Below are 14,654 nucleotides of genomic sequence, written 5' to 3' on the forward strand. Positions count from 1 at the left end.
AGGGATTCGTCTCGCTGATGAGTAACGCAGGCTGCTTGGCCTGCAGGCCGTTCGACACGCGACAGAACTACCCGGCCACCAAGCAGGCGGAGCGTGATCAATGTTTGCCCAAGGGCGTGGATCAGATCCGTGTGCCATGGTCCACGCGCCGCGGGAGCTCCGGCATGTCGAAAACCCCCGCCGGCCAGTGCCAGGCCGGATAAAGACCCTCTGCCGCGATCCGGCGCAGATCCTCCTCCCGATCCGCCGACATGTCCGGTGCCGGCACATAGAGCGCGATCGGTCCGTCGCCATCGAGCAGAACGGCGGTGGCAATGGGCGCATCCGCCGGCAGGTTGTAGGGCAGGCAGCGGACAAAATCCCGCTCGGCGAGGGCTTCGAGCAGCGCATGATCCCGCTCGCCCGCAAAGGGGATCCACCGGCCATCGACCGCCATCAGGGCAATCTCCCGGATCTCGGCATAACTGCCTTTCAGGGCAAAGGTCGCGATGGCCATCAGGTGACTGTTTGGCGTGGCCTCGACGAGCCGCACCTTTCGGGCGGCAGCTCTGTCGAACCGCTTGGCCGTGGCGCTGTCGACGAAAACGGAAAAGTCCGGCAGATGCTTGAAGCGGAGCTTGCGGCCGTATTGCGCGGGCTCCTGACCCTTGAGCTCGGCCACCAGCAGGCCAAGCCCCGTGGGCTTGCCCGCCACAGGCTGCAGCCTGTGGAGAAAGCGCCGCCGTTCGCTTGCCAGGCGCTCCTTGTCCTCTAGGACGTAGGGAGGCGGAACAAAGAGGATGTCCGACAGCGGCCCAGACCGGGTCCGGGCCCGGGCCGCCGCAAGGCAGAGCTCGCGGTGCACGATCCACCAGCTGCGCCGCCCGTAAGCCTTGCGCCATGTCGTCAGTCCCGCAGCGTCCCAAAGATAGTGCAAAAGCGCAAGAAGGCGCAGCCTGCGCGGGCTGGCGGTCACCGACACGGTATCCGCTTCACTCTCTTCGCTCGACGACGACGGCCTGCTGCCGCGCAGGGACAGCGAAAAGCCGAGCCTGAGCATCGTATCGCCTGCCTCGTCCGTGACGATGGCCTGCCCGGAGAGTGGCCCAAGCCCCGAGAGCTCCGGGGGTGGATCGAAGGACGGGCAGGCAAGGTCATGCGTATGTCCGGTGCCGGGCATGCGCTTGAGGTGAAACACACCATTGATCAGGGCCACATACATGGGCGGCTCGGCCTCGCAGCACTGGCACAGCGGCCTGGCATGACCGTCATGCGCCCGGGCGAGGATCCCTTGCAGCTCGGGCGCATCGTCGCAAAAGCGGACATGCCCCAGCCGGTAGCATCTGCCCTCAGCGCTCATCGTCCGCTCCCTCCCGGTGCGGCCGGTCCCCTGCCCTGCGCCAGTCCGCCGGCCGCATGAAGCTGCCGCGCCACATGCCTGCCCCCCTGGCCTCCGCCTCACGCGCGGCCGCCCTGTACCGGCCCTGCTCATCGCCCGCGGGAATGGCCCATCCCTCGCGGACCAGCCACGCGGCCAGATCGGTGCCGCCTGTGGAGCAGCGTGCCAGATCGCGGCCGTAGCGGTCCGGACCCGCGACATGGCAGGATACCGGCTGCCGAGCGATGCGCGCCGCTAGGGCTTGTCTGGCAGCCCCGCCGCAGGGCCATGTCTCCCCGGCGGCGTCATAGCAGGTCTGGTCCCGTTCGGGGGCGTCTATGCCGAGGATGCGGATCCGCCACCCGCCGATAACAAGCGTGTCGCCATCGATCACCCGCGCAGGGCCTGTCACACGAGTCGCAGGGGTCATTTGCTCCTGCCCAGCCAGCACGAGCATTGCCGCCACGAGGACAAGCAGGGCGAGCCAAGCCGCTTTGCTCATTTCGGCCTCCCGTCTGACGGCGGCTGCGGATCGACCCCGAGACGCGCCCGGAGGTCAAGCGCTGTCGCACGCTGCACGAAGGTCTCGCGCGCGGCGGAAACGGCGCGGCCCCGCGCGAGGCTATCCTGCCATGCCTGATCCAGGCACTGGAAATGCTGGGTTAGTGCCGAGAAGTACCGCTCGAAATCAGCCGCCACCAGATCGACATAGGCTTCGATATCCGCGTCTCGCTCCGGAACCCAGGGCTCCTCGGGTGGAACGCAGACCGGAGCCTGCGCCTTTGCGGCAGGAGTGATCAAAAGCATCGACAGCAGGGCGGCGGTGATGAAGCGATGATGCGTCACAACGCCTCCTCCCGGCGCCGGCGTTCGCTGAGGCCGATCAGACTGCCCATCATGTTCAGGTGACCCTGCAGCCAGGCCCGCGTCATGCCCCGCAGATAGCCGCCGGGGCTGATGATCGGCGCCACGGGATCGTCTCGGCGCGCGTCAAGGATCAGCATGGCCACCGTTGCGCCGTCCTCGCCCATGGCCGTGCAGGCATCGGACCAGGCGGAGGAGTGAATGCTCAGTTCCAGCACACGCCGCTCCGCCGTCCAGATGAAGTCATGAAACCTCAGGCGCTCGGGATCCGCCCGCCCGGACAGGTAGAACTGCATCTCGGGTGAGGCGAGACGGAACAAGCGCTCCGGGCCGAGCTTGGTAAGCCATTCGCGTCCGGCAGCGTTCGTTCCACTCTTACGTGCGTCCGCGGCGTCTGGTCTGCCGCTCACCCGCGTCAGGCGAGAAGGTTGGGCGAACGCCGGCTCAGCCATAGGCAGTCTGTCCTCGGCGCGGGCATCACAAGACAAGGAAAAATCTTCGCTTGTATCTTGTAGATGGGACCGCTCGTTTTCGAGCGGTTGATCGACTGATTTCTGGAGCGCTTCGAGCAGGTCGAGGGCGGCTCGCGTCAGGGTATCCGCTTCCCTCTCATGCGCGGCAAGCGCATCCAGCGTCATGGCATGCAGCCGGTTGGCGCGAGGCCAGGCAGCCCAGGCATCCTCCATGGCTTGGACACGGGCATCCTGAGAGGCAACGTCGCGGAGCTGCTCCAGAGCCCGGCGGAGACAGCGCCAATGAGTACTGCGTTGACCCCGAAGATAGATGGCCTTGTGCCGTGCTGTGGTCAGCTGCGCATCGAGAGCAAGCAAATCGGAAAACCGGTCAATGACACCACTGAAGAACAATCCGGTTCCGGCGTGGCGGGATCGGCTGCCATTTGCGGCTGTCCTTCGCTCGAGAAGCCCTGCCTGTTCGAGCCGTGCCGTGTGCGCGCGCAACCGTGCCTCGGAGAGAGCAAGCATCTTTGCCAGTTCGGACGCAGCAGCATAAACGCTTGGCTCTCGGTCGGGCTCTACCCAATCTGTCGGCCGGGTCATGGCAGCCAGCCGGGTCCACGTATGGGCCGCTGCCCGGCCAATGCCGAGATGCGGGGCGACCCGCTCCACAAGGTGAATGAAAGCGTCGCGCTGCCATCCAAATGGCAGGATTGGGTAGGCTGGGAGATCGCGATGGGGATGGGCCTTTGCTGTGAACGTTCGTGCCATTTGCTCCTCGGGAACTGGGAGCACGGGAGCCGCAGCCAAAACGCATTCGTTCGCACGGATGCGTTTTCACGCTTGATTTTTGGGACGGATTCAATCACGATCGCTCCTAACAAGTAGAGCTGATACAGGTCTGCAAACCTGTGTTATCGAACCTCCCCTCGTGCGGACCCCGCGCGGGGGTTTTCTATGTCTCAGTGATCGTTTGTATGACCTCGTTGTCCCTTCTCATTGTCGTGGCATGCTCCACGGCGATACAGGCATCAGTAGCTGACCCACTCCGTGGAGTATGCACCGGTGTGATCCCGCATGCGCAGCACGACGGCCCGAAAGCTTGGACCGTACTCATTTAGCAGCGTGCTCCCGGTTCTGGCCCGAACTGCGGGGTCCAGCCATGCAGGCCAGTCCTCCTCGTCAACGCTTTGCCGCACAAGGCGACCAGACGCATCGTAGGTGCCTCGTACGGTCGTCAGAACCATGTCCCGGCCTCCACTGCCACTCGTCACGTGCTTGGCAAGGTGCCAGACCTCGATCGCGTCACGATATGCTGCGATCTCCGGCGGCAAGGTTCCCTCGCCTCCAACCGGCAGGCCGGGACTGATCCCCAGGGGACATCGCCAGAGTTGCAACGGCGGCTCGACAGGCCAGGGGGTGATGCGACGTATGACCTCGGCTTTGGCCGCCGAGCATTCGGCCGATGCCGGAAAGCCGCCAGCCATGCAGAGCAAGATGGCGCAATCGATGGGATAGGCGAGGGCAGAAGAGGGCATGAGCGCCGGGACTGCGATGATCAGCCCGCCCGTGACGATGTCGCGTATCCTGCGCCAGCCAGCCATGTCATTACACCTATCTGCCATGCAGATCGGTATTATGATTACTCCACCTGTGCTTGCGTAGCAACCGGCGATTGCGAGTACGTCCGCGGGCGGATGGCCCTCGATGGATCGAAGAAGAAGTTTTCGGGAACAGAAATCTGGGAAAACTCACCCGTGTTCCAGCGATAAAGCGCACGGGTTGTCTGACCCTCGACAACCGTTTTCGTGAGGACCGCTTCCCGTTTTGTCGTCTGATCCTGATGCATCATCTATCCCTCCACACAGTGGGCAATCTCTCGGCCCGCAAAAGAGGGGCTTGTGTCAGGTCTCGTTCACGCTCGAACTGACAAAACCCTTTCTGCACCCCCGGTAGCTGTGCTTCCATAAGGAAAGAAGTCACGAGAGGATACGAAGCCAGGCGAAACGAAACGAAATGGAACCCGCCAGTCCGCTGACAAAGAACAGTAAGTTTTTTCTGCCACCCCCGAAGGACGGGAGTGACTTCAAGGAGCTCTTCGCCCGAATAGCTGCCACAGGTGCGGGTCGGCCAGCGGACAAAGATGGGTTTCCCGGTGGCCCATGGACGCCCGAACTTCTTGCAGAAGCAATTTCTCAGATCGAGGGCAATCGAGCCGGGGTGGATCTGAGAACGGTGCAGCTTTGGTTTCAGGAGAACGACAGGGGCATCAGCCCTACCAACATTCGGTGGCTCGCGAGAGTTTTAGGTTGTGATGATCCGGTCGCGACCGGTGATTGGCAGGTGGAACTCAGCACGGCACAATCACGGCTGACAGCCAAGAGACGGAAGCAGACCGGCGCAGAAGAACCCGGTGCGTTGGAGAACACAGATGTGGCCCCACCTGCGTTTTCCCGCAACGAGGCAGCCCTGCCGCCAGAGACATCAAGCGAGAACACCCCTGCTGGATCGTCTCGGCGCTTCAGTCTGGCAAGTCGATCCGAGGCACTCTTCAGTCGCCGATCCTTGCTGGATTTGCCGGCATCGGTGTTCGCGGGCGCCGTGGCACTGGGCTTCATGTCGTACGTTGTCGACATCCACAGCGTTTTCTATGCCCATCCGAACGAAGCGACCAAGCAGGTGGGGTTTTTGTGGGCGCCGAATTGGACAATTCTCTTCCTGGTGATCCTTCCCCTGTATCTCATGTTCGCGGGTGAATTAATCGCCTACTGGAAAGAAGAAGGGCGCGTGAAGTTTACGCGGGGACGAAAAGACCAGTGTACCCGTGACTGGATACGCCGCGTTGAAGATTATTCATATCCATACTGGGCAAGTCTTCTTGTCTGTTTGCCCATTGCCTCTGTAGCGCAATGGATCAATGAGTGCTTGGTCCCACTGCTGACGAGCGATCCAGGCAACTTCGGTGTAGACTGGGGCCGTATAGCAATTTTCCATCCAGACGTTATCTCGGTGCCGGAAGCCGTCGTATTCACAGGCGCGGCGTACCTCTATATGGGTATCTGCTTCTTTATATTTTTTGCGGGTTTAATTTTACTTTTTACGCTGGCTGATGACCTGTCAAAGATCGGACAAGCACCAGAACTCTGGTCCTATGCAGAGCGCCGGAAAGAGATCATTGAAGCCTCTTTCAAAGTAATGCTCGGAATATTCCGTTGTACCATTTTGGGGCTCCTTATTGCGATCTGCATGAGGCTTCAAAACATGTTCATGCTATCGCGGGCAGAAACGATCGTGTCGTGGTTAGTTGACGACTTGATGACGGTCTTGAGCGGACGACAGGTAATCCTTGATCGCCTGCCTTATAGTCGACCCACGCTTTACAGCAGCCTTCTTGTCGTCCTGACGACGTGTACGGTCTTCCTGTATGGTGCTGCTCGGGTTCGCCGGATGTGTGCACAAGCAAAAGCGAAAAATGCTGCTGAGGAGCCACGTGAAAAGCGGCTAGTCGATTACTCCGGTCAGTCTAGTCTGCCGTGGGGGATGATGTTTGGGGTCGTGGGGTTACTCGTGGCCAACTACCTGCTCATTGGTGTCTTTGCGGGCTTCTCCGTTTTGCTAAGCCTCGGCGGGCTGCTCGCGATATACAGTTTGATCGATCCCGGCTTCCGGTGTGCAAGGTGAGCGAGAGGACAATCCAGGTGTTTTACAAGTGGCTTGATCGTTGGGATGAACGGCGCGCGCAGCGCGGAGACGAAGGAAAAAAGGTAACGGACGTCGTCCTTGCTGCCGAACTGGCCTTTCCGGGAGCGGGCAATGTCGCAAGCATCGCAGATTTTTGTGATCTTGCAGACCGGGCCGTTGCAGATCCTTCGTACTTCGATGAACCGAGTAGATCCGAGTTATCGTTCGAAGGCAGAAAGGGGTGGATCAGCTTTCCTTCAGACATATCCACAGAGACTGACGAGAATAGTACGGTTTTTGCTCGAATAACGAAGGGCAGATCTTTTGATCGTGCTTTGGTCGTATTCCATCACTGGAATGCGCGCTCCCGGAATGATCTGCTGGCAAAGTCATTTGCACGGCAAGGTATCACGGTTGTTGAGATTGCATTACCCTATCACCTGGAGCGCAAGCGTCCGGGCTCCTCACATGCTGACTACATGCTGAGCGCAAATCTCGGCAGAACGATCCGGTCCGTACGGCAAGGAGTGCTGGATGGCAGGAAACTCATACGGTGGCTCAGGGCTGAAGGCTACAAAGAGATTTCTGTACTTGGAATGAGTCTAGGGTCTTGGGTCGCTGGACTGATCGCAGCCCATGATCCGACTGTCAGAAAGGCTGCGTTGTTTTTGACGGCGGGAAGCCTTGCCGATATGGTTTGGACTGGCCGTGCAACCCAATCGATCCGGGCCAGCTTGGAGCCGGCGATTGAATTACCCGATTTAAACAGGGCTTGGGGCCCAGTAAACCTGGAGAACTACACGGATCGGCTTGCTCGGCCAGACTTGGACATTTTGGTTGTTCTGGCCCTGAGAGACAAGGTCGTGTTGCCGGAACTGTCCAAACGGTTTGTCGACCGGCTGAATGACGCCGGAGCCAAGCTGGATCTCCTGGAAGCAAACTGTGGCCACTATTCCCTATCAATCCCCCCATATGTCATTCTATCCGGACTGAGATTAAGAGCGTTGCTCCATCGGCGGCCTTGAACGGTCTGGAGTTTCCTCTTCTTGTCCAAGTCACTTCCGTCTGTAAGCGCGACACCGATCCCCTCCTGCCATTGCTAAGCTGAACCGGCCATTGTCGGCGTGTGTCGGTTTAGGGGTTTGGGATTTGGCAAGAGGCAAAGAAGTGGGCGTCCATTTGGACGGCTCCTGCAATGGTTCGGTTTCCCGGCTGGAGATGATCGAGGGACCGAGTGGTCGGCGGCAGCGAACAGAGGCGGAGCGGGCGCGGATCGCGGCAGAAAGCCTGATCCCGGGGATGCGGGTGGCCGACATCGCCCGCAAACACGGCACGACACGTTGGCAGATTTATAATTGGCGCAACAAGCTGCGGATCGGGCACTTGATGGTGCCCGAGAGCGTAGCGTCCCTGCCGATGTTTGCGGAACTGGTTGCCGAGAGCGGTGCTGCGCCTGTGCCGCCGCCCCGCGCTCCCTCGGAGGTGGAGATCGTGGTCGGCGATGTCGTGATCCGCGCCAGTGCCGGTGCAGATGAAGTCCACTTGACGCGGGCGATCCGCGCGGCTCGGGCAGCAATGTCATGATGCTGGGTCAAGGCGGGCCAGTGAAGGTCTTTGTGGCGACGCGGCCGGTCGACTTCCGCAAGGGTATCGACGGCCTGGCCCTGGCAGTCCAGGAGATGTTCGGGTTGGATCCCTTTTGCGGGGCGGTCTTTGTGTTCCGGGCCAAGCGCGCTGACCGGATCAAGCTTCTGGTCTGGGATCAGACCGGCATGGTGCTGGTTCACAAGCGGCTGGAAGGCGGCAAGTTCGTCTGGCCGCAGGTGCGGGACGGGGTGATGCGGATGTCGTCCGCACAGATGGCTGCGTTGTTCGAGGGCTTGGACTGGCGCCTTGTCCGACCCGAGCGAGCGCGGCGCCCTTTGACAGCGGGCTGATCGGTCGAACGCTTGGGAATGCCTGTTTTTGCTGGCTGCAAGGGATAATCCGTGATTCACTTCGAGCCATGGATGCTGATGCTCTTGCCTCGGAAAACACCCTCCTGAAGGCTCGCCTGGCCGAGCTTGAGGCGGCACTATCCGAAGTGCAGGAGGCCAACCGTCGGTTGGAGGACATTTTGCGCACGGCGCAACGCGCGCAGTTTGGCAAAAGCTCCGAGAAGCTGTCACCCGACCAGTTCAATCTGCCCTTGGAGGATGCCGAGCTTGCTCAGGGTGTGCTCGAGGCGGCACAGGAAAAGGCCGAGGCGGCGCTACAGGGATTGGGGGCAAAGACACCCCGCAAACCTGCGCGCAACCGCGGGCATCTGCCGTCGCATCTGCCCCGGATCGAGCGCGTGATCGAACCCCCCAGCACCCTGTGTCCCTGCGGTTGCGAGATGGCGCGGATCGGGGAGGATGTGTCCAAACGCCTCGATGTGATCCCCGCCCAGTTCCGCATTCTGGTGACGCGTCGACCCAAATATGCCTGCCGTCGCTGCTCTCAGACTGTGGCGCAAGCTCATGCTCCCGAGCATGTGGTGCCTGGCGGAATGCCCACGGAGCGGTTTATCGCCTGGATTATTGTCTCAAAGTTTGGCGACCACCTTCCGTTCTATCGCCAGGCCGAGATCTTCAAGCGTCAGGGGATCGATCTGGATCGCGGCACGCTTGGCAGCTGGGTCGGCCGTGCCTGCTTCCATCTGACGCCGGTCATCGACCACATGCGCGCTCATCTGCGCGGTGCGGACCGGATCTTCGTCGACGAGACTCGCGCGCCGGTGCTGGAGCCCGGCCGAAAGGCCACAAAGAGCGGATACTTCTGGGCCGTCGTGTCCGATGATCGCGGATATGGCGGTGCCGGACCGCCGATCGTGCTGTTCCACTATGCCCCCGGCCGGGGGAAAGAGCATCCGCTGAAGTTCCTCGGCGGATACCGGGGCCGGTTCCTGCAATGCGACGCCTATCAGTCCTACAATGCGATGACCGGGATGGAGCGCGATGCCGGGCCATGGCAGCTGGTCTATTGCTGGACCCATGTTCGCCGTCGCTTCGTGAAGCGCTTCGAAAATGAGGGCTCACCCATTGCGGAGGAAATGCTGCGCCAGATTGCGCTGCTTTATCAGGTCGAGAAGACGGTCCGAGGAAAGGATCCGGCGCTGCGCCTTGCTGCTCGGCGCGACCATTCGGCACCAGTCATCGCCGCACTCAAGCCGTGGCTGGAGGCCAAGCTTTCCCGCATTCCGCAGAAATCCCAACTGGCCGAGGACATCCGCTACACTCTTGCCCATTGGCCCGGCCTGATCCGCTTCCTCGAGGACGGCACGCTTGAGCTGGACACCAACCCGGTCGAGAACCAGATCCGCCCAATAGCTCTTACCAGAAAAAATGCACTTTTTGCCGGCAATGAAACCGGCGCAGAGAACTGGGCAATGCTGGCCTCGCTGGTCGCCACCTGCAAAATGTCTAGCGTGAACCCTGTCGACTATATCGCCAACACTCTTCAGGCCATTCTCGACGGACATCCGAAATCCCGCATCGAGGACCTCATGCCCTGGCACTTCAGCCAAACGTCAAGCCTCGCAGCATAGGGTAGAGCCGTAGCGCTTACTTCCGTCTTAGTGAGCACGGACAAACTTTGGCAATGGTAGTCGGGTCGGAGATGCGCATCGATGCTCTGCCTGTTTATCGGTATATCTGCCGTAGGGCAGTGCAGGTGACAGACACTTTCCTCTGGACAGGCGCGACTCGCGGTGTCCGAGCCGTGCAAGGGCCGCCGATGGCAACAAGCGGGGGTGGGTCACCAGTGGGCGGGGAACGGGCATTGTCAAGTCGCCACGAACAGGTTCGACTGGGCAAAATCTTTTTGGCTTCAAGATGCTCAAATGTAAGGTGAAGTCCAGTTTAAAACGATCAGGCTTGTGGAGTTGCTGTAGCTTGAAGATTTTCGGACAACACGGATAACAGACACTCGGCAAGGACGGTGAGAATCTCCGTTTTACCTACTTGCGCGGTGAATACGTATTTTGATAGTCTGGCGTAGACGCGTCAGACTGCTTTGTGGAGCGCGTCGCATGACCAACCAAGTCCAGGTTAGCAACGAGGTGCTCACCGTTGACATGTGTAGGGAAAAACTCCTGGACGGCTGGGAACTTCACGTTGTTTGTGCTGAAGACCCTGTCCCAGCACAAAACACGGTCCGAGGCTCTTGGTACCTGGTGGCCTTCGAGCCAGAAACAGGCCGCTTTGGTGTGGTCGTCGCTCAGAGAGACCTGTACCGTGAACGACGGCGGGCTGAGCAATCTGGACGTAAGCTTGATCCGTCAGATTACGCGTACAAGGAGATCAAGACCACCACCGGGCTGTTCAACGCTCAGACGGATCTGGGGATCACCGCCACCGTTATTCCCGGAGCCAAAGGCGTCACCATGGTGGCGCGGCTCTAACTCAGGCAAACAAAACGCGTCACCCGCATCCGCGCTTCGGATTGCTTATCGTCCGGACCGCAGAAAATTCGTTTGGAGCCTTGTCGTGGAAACGGCTACCTCGTTCAAACGAAGGCAGCATGGTTCTGTCAAAACTGCGATCTTAATCAGCCTGATCGGACTTGTCTCACCTGCCGTAGCCGATGTTCTGCGCTTTGACGCAAGCGGAAGGCAGATTGGTATTCGGGGTTCCAACTCCGTGCAGCACTTCGATGCTGACGGTCGTCGCATCAACTTACAATCTCGAGAAGGTGTGGCCGCTGATGAGGGGGCCGCCAACTCTGGCAACGCCATGATGTTTTTGGCGCCTCTGGATGCATCACTATCTGACCCGCTAGCCTCCGGCCGCCACGGGACCGGCATTGCTGCCACGCGAACAGTGGCGCTCCGTTACCAGCATCACCCTGCCCTCTCGCAGAACGATATCTCGCCCCGGGAGTGGGCAGCCCTCTTCCAGGCCCTGGTGTGGCAGGAGTCGCGCTTCAACCCCCGTGCGGTGAGTCACAAAGGTGCCATCGGCTACGCGCAGCTGATGCCCGGTACGGCCGCAAGGCTCGGCGTGAACCCGCACGATCCGATGCAGAACCTCGACGGCGGCGCCCGCTACCTGCTCCTGCAATTGCAGGTGTTCCGCTCACCCTTGCTGGCGCTTGCGGCCTACAATGCCGGGCCTGGCGCCGTCGAACGCTACCGCGGCGTTCCCCCCTATCGGGAAACCCGTGACTACGTGATCCGCGTGCTGGCGGAACGAGACCGCCTCCTCCGAAACTAGGAAAGGCCACCCTCATGGCTCCGATCCGTTTCCTGATGCCTACCCTCCTCGCCGCGATCCTTGTAATTGCCGTTTCTGGCGATGCTTTGGCGCAATCGGGCGTGGACTTCACGAAAGCCGATACGGTCGGCAACGACTTTGTGGCCTGGATCCGCGGCAACATCGCCACCGTCTTCTTCACGGTGGCCATTGTTCTGGCAGGCTTTGCGGCCGCCTTCAACAAGATCAGCTGGATGTGGGTGCTGATGATTGCCGTCGGCGCCTTTCTGGTCTTCGGCGCGCCGGGCTTTGTGGCGGACCTGAAGGCGGTCTTCAGCTGATGGAGCGTCATGCCGTCATTCTCGGGCTGTCGCGCCAGGCCAGGCTCCTCGGCCTGCCGATGCCCTACACGATGGCGGTTGGCGCGCTTGTGATGCTGCCCTTCATCTGGGTCAAGGCCGCCCCATGGCTGCTGACCGCACCGCTCTGGTACGGCCTCGCCCGCTTGATCACCGCAATGAACCCCAACGGCCACAAGGCCGTGGCGGTGGTGATGAGGAAGACCCCACCGCCCTTGTCCCGAAAAAAACGAAGGCTGGGCCGCCATTATGTTTAGCGCCCGATCTCTCCCGATCAGCGAACGCGCGCGGCGCCATGTGCCGAGATCGCCGCAGGTCTATGCGGAGATGCCCTATGCGCTGGAGATCGACGATCACACGGTGCGCACCCGCGAGAACGCGCTGATGATGAGCCTGGAGATCGGCGGCATCGACGGGATTACCGCCTCCGACCGGGACATCCTCGATCTGGCCCGCAGCTTCGCGGCCATCCTCGACGGGCTTGATGACCGGTTCAGCTTCTACATCCACCGGCTGATGCGGCCCGCCGCGCTCAGCCTGAAGCCCCTTTATGGCGAGGGCTTCGCGCAGGACGTGGAGACGGCATGGCGCAGCCATCTGTCCGGCCGCGCCTTGCGCGAGTTCATGCTGGTGCTGACGGTGGTGCGCAACAAGCGGGTGCCGCTCAGGGTGCCGCTTTTTGCAAAGGCCGCCGGGCGGCTTCTCGACCGCAACACCGCTGAACGCCTGGGCGAGCTCCGCGAGGTCGTCTCGATCCTGGAGAACAGCCTGCCGCTGAAGGCCCATCGCCTCAGGATCAGCGACGGCACGCTTCTCGGCTTCTACTCGGCCATCAGCACCGGGCTTTACCGGCCCGAGTATCGCGGGCTGCACACGCTGATCGCCGAGGATGTCTCGCTCCTGTCCGTTCGCTTCAAGGGAGCGGTGGCCGAGTTCCGCGACGGCTTTGACGAGCCGCGCTTTGCGGCCGTCCTGTCGGTCTGGCGCAATGCCCAGCAGACCTGGCCGGGCATGCTCGATGCCCTTGATGCCGGCACCGACACGGTGATCTCGCATTCCTATACGCCCGTTGCCATGACCAAGGTCAGCGAACTGGCCAAGCGCCGCATCCAGCAGATGGAGGCGGCGGGCGATCTGGTCGGCTCCATTGCCGCCGACCTGCACCAGACCTATGACGATGTGGAGTCGGGCCGCTGCGGCTTTGGCGAGCACCAGCTGACGATCACGGTCTTTGCCGAGAGCCCTGCCGCGCTGGAGGCCAGGGTGTCCCAAGTCCGCAGCGTGGCCGAACAGGCCAAGGTGAAGCTGGTGCGCTGCAACGACACGATGGCTGCCACCTACTTCGCGGCCCATCCCGGCAACCGGGACTACGAGATCTGGAACCCGCTGACCAAGTCGCTCAACTTCGCCGACATGGCCTCCTTCCACATGGCAGACGCGGGCACCCGGGCCGAGGCCCTGCCCTGGCGCACGCCGGTCACGGTGTTCCAGACAGTAACGGGTGCGGCGCATCGCTTCAGCTTCCATGCGCCGGGCGATCCCAAGGCCGAGCCCACCATTGGGCATACGCTGTTTCTTGGTCCCTCGGGCAGCGGCAAGTCCTCGCTGATGGCGTTTCTGGCCGCGCAGGCGCAGCGGACGGGTGCCCGGATGATCCTCTTTGACAAGGACCAGGCGCTGCGCATGGCGATCACGGCGCTTGGGGGCCGGTATGCGGCCATTCGCGCGGGTCAGCCCACCGGGCTCAATCCGCTTCTGACGGAGTGCGGCTCACGGGGCGAGGCCTGGCTTCTCGGCTGGCTGGCCCGGCTGGTCGAGCGCGACGGTCCTCGGCTCGCGCCGCAGCAGGCCGAAGCGCTCAAAGGGGCCGTTCGCCAGAACGGTCAGGCACCGGAGGCGCTCAGGACCTTCGCCCATTTCGGGGACCTGATCGGCGATGTGGGAGATAACCGCGACCTGGCGATGAAGCTTGCCGAATGGGCACCCGAGGGGCGCTACGCCTGGGTCTTCGGGGAGGCCGATCAGCCGGTGATCGATCTCACCGCGCCTGTGACGGGGATCGACCTGACCGAGATCCTGTCCATGGCCACGGAGCGCACGGCGGTGCTGTCCTACATCTTCCGGCGCCTTGAGCTTCTCTTCGAGGAAAAGCGCCCGACCCTTCTGGTGATCGACGAGGCCTCAACGGTCTTTGACGATACGTTCTTCGCCCGCTGGCTGCCGAAGTGGCTGGTCACCGTGCGCAAGCTCAATGTCGTGGTGGTGCTGCTTACGCAGTTCCCGTCCCAGATCCGCGACAGCCACTCCGGCTCGATCATCCAGGCCATGCCGAACCAGATGATCTTCCCCAACCGGGCTGCCGACATTGCGGACTACGAGGGCTTCGGCTTCACCGACAACGAGTTGCACTTCATCCTGACGGGACGCACGGCCGAGCGCCAAGCGCTGTGGCGCCACGGTGACGGCTCCACGATCCTGGACGTCGATCTCGCACCGCTCGGCCCTCTCCTGACGGCGCTTGGTGGCGGCGAGGCAGGCCACCGGGCGTTCGGCGCCGATTATGCCGCGCGGCCGCATTTCTGGAGGACCCACGATGCGTAAGCTCCTGATGCTCGCAGGCCTGGCCGCCCTGCTTGCGGGCTGCGGCGACCCGCCGATCCGCAAGACCAACTGCTGGTCGGGCATGGCCTTCCTGGCCACAAGCGACTGCCGGTAGGAGGAGGTG

The 14,654-nt window shown here is 61.7% G+C and carries 16 protein-coding genes; 11 read left to right on the top strand and 5 right to left on the bottom strand.

Annotated elements, in window-relative coordinates; genetic code table 11:
- Window positions 1-121: 121 nt before the first annotated feature.
- From RAH32_RS16490 to RAH32_RS16510, 5 genes are all read right to left on the bottom strand, one after another.
- Window positions 122-1,339, bottom strand: a complete 1,218-nt coding sequence (locus RAH32_RS16490; protein ID WP_306609276.1) for a DUF1173 family protein — start codon at window positions 1,337-1,339, stop codon at window positions 122-124.
- Window positions 1,329-1,787 (bottom strand): thermonuclease family protein, encoded by a 459-nt coding sequence (locus RAH32_RS16495; protein WP_306609278.1) that lies wholly within the window; start codon window positions 1,785-1,787, stop codon window positions 1,329-1,331. The genes RAH32_RS16490 and RAH32_RS16495 overlap by 11 nt, the downstream gene beginning before the upstream one ends.
- Before the next feature lie 68 nt (window positions 1,788-1,855).
- Window positions 1,856-2,203, bottom strand: a complete 348-nt coding sequence (locus tag RAH32_RS16500; RefSeq protein WP_306609280.1) for a hypothetical protein — start codon at window positions 2,201-2,203, stop codon at window positions 1,856-1,858.
- Complete coding sequence (gene repC, locus RAH32_RS16505; RefSeq protein ID WP_306609282.1) at window positions 2,200-3,447, bottom strand: replication initiation protein RepC; 1,248 nt, start codon at window positions 3,445-3,447, stop codon at window positions 2,200-2,202. The genes RAH32_RS16500 and repC overlap by 4 nt, the downstream gene beginning before the upstream one ends.
- A gap of 260 nt (window positions 3,448-3,707) precedes the next feature.
- Window positions 3,708-4,214: a hypothetical protein gene (locus RAH32_RS16510; RefSeq protein WP_370528972.1), complete on the bottom strand. Its 507-nt coding sequence runs from the start codon at window positions 4,212-4,214 to the stop codon at window positions 3,708-3,710.
- A gap of 478 nt (window positions 4,215-4,692) precedes the next feature.
- On the opposite strand from RAH32_RS16510, the gene RAH32_RS16515 reads away from it, so the two are divergent.
- From RAH32_RS16515 to RAH32_RS16565, 11 genes are all read left to right on the top strand, one after another.
- The gene (locus RAH32_RS16515) at window positions 4,693-6,357 is read left to right on the top strand and encodes an RcgA family putative transporter (protein ID WP_306609284.1); all 1,665 of its coding nucleotides are present in this window, start codon (window positions 4,693-4,695) and stop codon (window positions 6,355-6,357) included.
- A 17-nt stretch (window positions 6,358-6,374) separates the two neighbouring features.
- Window positions 6,375-7,382 (top strand): RcgR family putative quorum lactone hydrolase, encoded by a 1,008-nt coding sequence (locus RAH32_RS16520; protein ID WP_306609286.1) that lies wholly within the window; start codon window positions 6,375-6,377, stop codon window positions 7,380-7,382.
- A gap of 124 nt (window positions 7,383-7,506) precedes the next feature.
- A complete protein-coding gene (locus RAH32_RS16525; RefSeq protein WP_242689994.1) occupies window positions 7,507-7,941 on the top strand; it encodes a transposase in 435 nt (144 codons plus the stop codon).
- The gene (gene tnpB, locus RAH32_RS16530) at window positions 7,938-8,294 is read left to right on the top strand and encodes an IS66 family insertion sequence element accessory protein TnpB (RefSeq protein ID WP_306609288.1); all 357 of its coding nucleotides are present in this window, start codon (window positions 7,938-7,940) and stop codon (window positions 8,292-8,294) included. Before RAH32_RS16525 ends, tnpB begins: the two co-directional genes overlap by 4 nt.
- A gap of 68 nt (window positions 8,295-8,362) precedes the next feature.
- On the top strand, window positions 8,363-9,925 hold the full coding sequence (gene tnpC / locus RAH32_RS16535; protein WP_306609291.1) for an IS66 family transposase: 1,563 nt from the start codon (window positions 8,363-8,365) through the stop codon (window positions 9,923-9,925).
- Window positions 9,926-10,408: 483 nt separating this feature from the next.
- Window positions 10,409-10,780: a hypothetical protein gene (locus tag RAH32_RS16540; protein WP_103174862.1), complete on the top strand. Its 372-nt coding sequence runs from the start codon at window positions 10,409-10,411 to the stop codon at window positions 10,778-10,780.
- Between the two features lie 85 nt (window positions 10,781-10,865).
- A complete protein-coding gene (locus tag RAH32_RS16545) occupies window positions 10,866-11,591 on the top strand; it encodes a lytic transglycosylase domain-containing protein (RefSeq protein ID WP_306609295.1) in 726 nt (241 codons plus the stop codon).
- 14 nt (window positions 11,592-11,605) lie between these two features.
- Window positions 11,606-11,911, top strand: coding sequence for a TrbC/VirB2 family protein (locus RAH32_RS16550; protein ID WP_306609297.1), 306 nt, complete (start codon window positions 11,606-11,608; stop codon window positions 11,909-11,911).
- Window positions 11,911-12,186 (top strand): VirB3 family type IV secretion system protein, encoded by a 276-nt coding sequence (locus RAH32_RS16555; RefSeq protein ID WP_306609299.1) that lies wholly within the window; start codon window positions 11,911-11,913, stop codon window positions 12,184-12,186. Before RAH32_RS16550 ends, RAH32_RS16555 begins: the two co-directional genes overlap by 1 nt.
- A 70-nt stretch (window positions 12,187-12,256) precedes the next feature.
- Window positions 12,257-14,530: a VirB4 family type IV secretion/conjugal transfer ATPase gene (locus tag RAH32_RS16560; RefSeq protein ID WP_306609301.1), complete on the top strand. Its 2,274-nt coding sequence runs from the start codon at window positions 12,257-12,259 to the stop codon at window positions 14,528-14,530.
- Window positions 14,523-14,645 carry a lipoprotein gene (locus RAH32_RS16565; protein ID WP_255432416.1) on the top strand — a complete coding sequence of 41 codons (123 nt, stop codon included), beginning with the start codon at window positions 14,523-14,525 and terminating at the stop codon, window positions 14,643-14,645. The genes RAH32_RS16560 and RAH32_RS16565 overlap by 8 nt, the downstream gene beginning before the upstream one ends.
- Window positions 14,646-14,654: the final 9 nt, after the last annotated feature.

The organism is Paracoccus yibinensis (assembly GCF_030846195.1).
GTDB lineage: Bacteria > Pseudomonadota > Alphaproteobacteria > Rhodobacterales > Rhodobacteraceae > Paracoccus > Paracoccus yibinensis.

What these genes read in the sequence shown, in the direction of transcription:
- RAH32_RS16515 (WP_306609284.1), top strand. Translation starts at nt 4,693, where the DNA reads ATGGAACCCGCCAGTCCGCTGACAAAGAACAGTAAGTTTTTTCTGCCA.
- RAH32_RS16495 (WP_306609278.1), bottom strand. Translation starts at nt 1,787, where the DNA reads ATGACCCCTGCGACTCGTGTGACAGGCCCTGCGCGGGTGATCGATGGC.
- tnpB (WP_306609288.1), top strand. Translation starts at nt 7,938, where the DNA reads ATGATGCTGGGTCAAGGCGGGCCAGTGAAGGTCTTTGTGGCGACGCGG.
- RAH32_RS16550 (WP_306609297.1), top strand. Translation starts at nt 11,606, where the DNA reads ATGGCTCCGATCCGTTTCCTGATGCCTACCCTCCTCGCCGCGATCCTT.
- RAH32_RS16565 (WP_255432416.1), top strand. Translation starts at nt 14,523, where the DNA reads ATGCGTAAGCTCCTGATGCTCGCAGGCCTGGCCGCCCTGCTTGCGGGC.
- repC (WP_306609282.1), bottom strand. Translation starts at nt 3,447, where the DNA reads ATGGCACGAACGTTCACAGCAAAGGCCCATCCCCATCGCGATCTCCCA.
- tnpC (WP_306609291.1), top strand. Translation starts at nt 8,363, where the DNA reads ATGGATGCTGATGCTCTTGCCTCGGAAAACACCCTCCTGAAGGCTCGC.
- RAH32_RS16560 (WP_306609301.1), top strand. Translation starts at nt 12,257, where the DNA reads ATGCCCTATGCGCTGGAGATCGACGATCACACGGTGCGCACCCGCGAG.
- RAH32_RS16540 (WP_103174862.1), top strand. Translation starts at nt 10,409, where the DNA reads ATGACCAACCAAGTCCAGGTTAGCAACGAGGTGCTCACCGTTGACATG.
- RAH32_RS16510 (WP_370528972.1), bottom strand. Translation starts at nt 4,214, where the DNA reads ATGCCCTCTTCTGCCCTCGCCTATCCCATCGATTGCGCCATCTTGCTC.
- RAH32_RS16555 (WP_306609299.1), top strand. Translation starts at nt 11,911, where the DNA reads ATGGAGCGTCATGCCGTCATTCTCGGGCTGTCGCGCCAGGCCAGGCTC.
- RAH32_RS16490 (WP_306609276.1), bottom strand. Translation starts at nt 1,339, where the DNA reads ATGAGCGCTGAGGGCAGATGCTACCGGCTGGGGCATGTCCGCTTTTGC.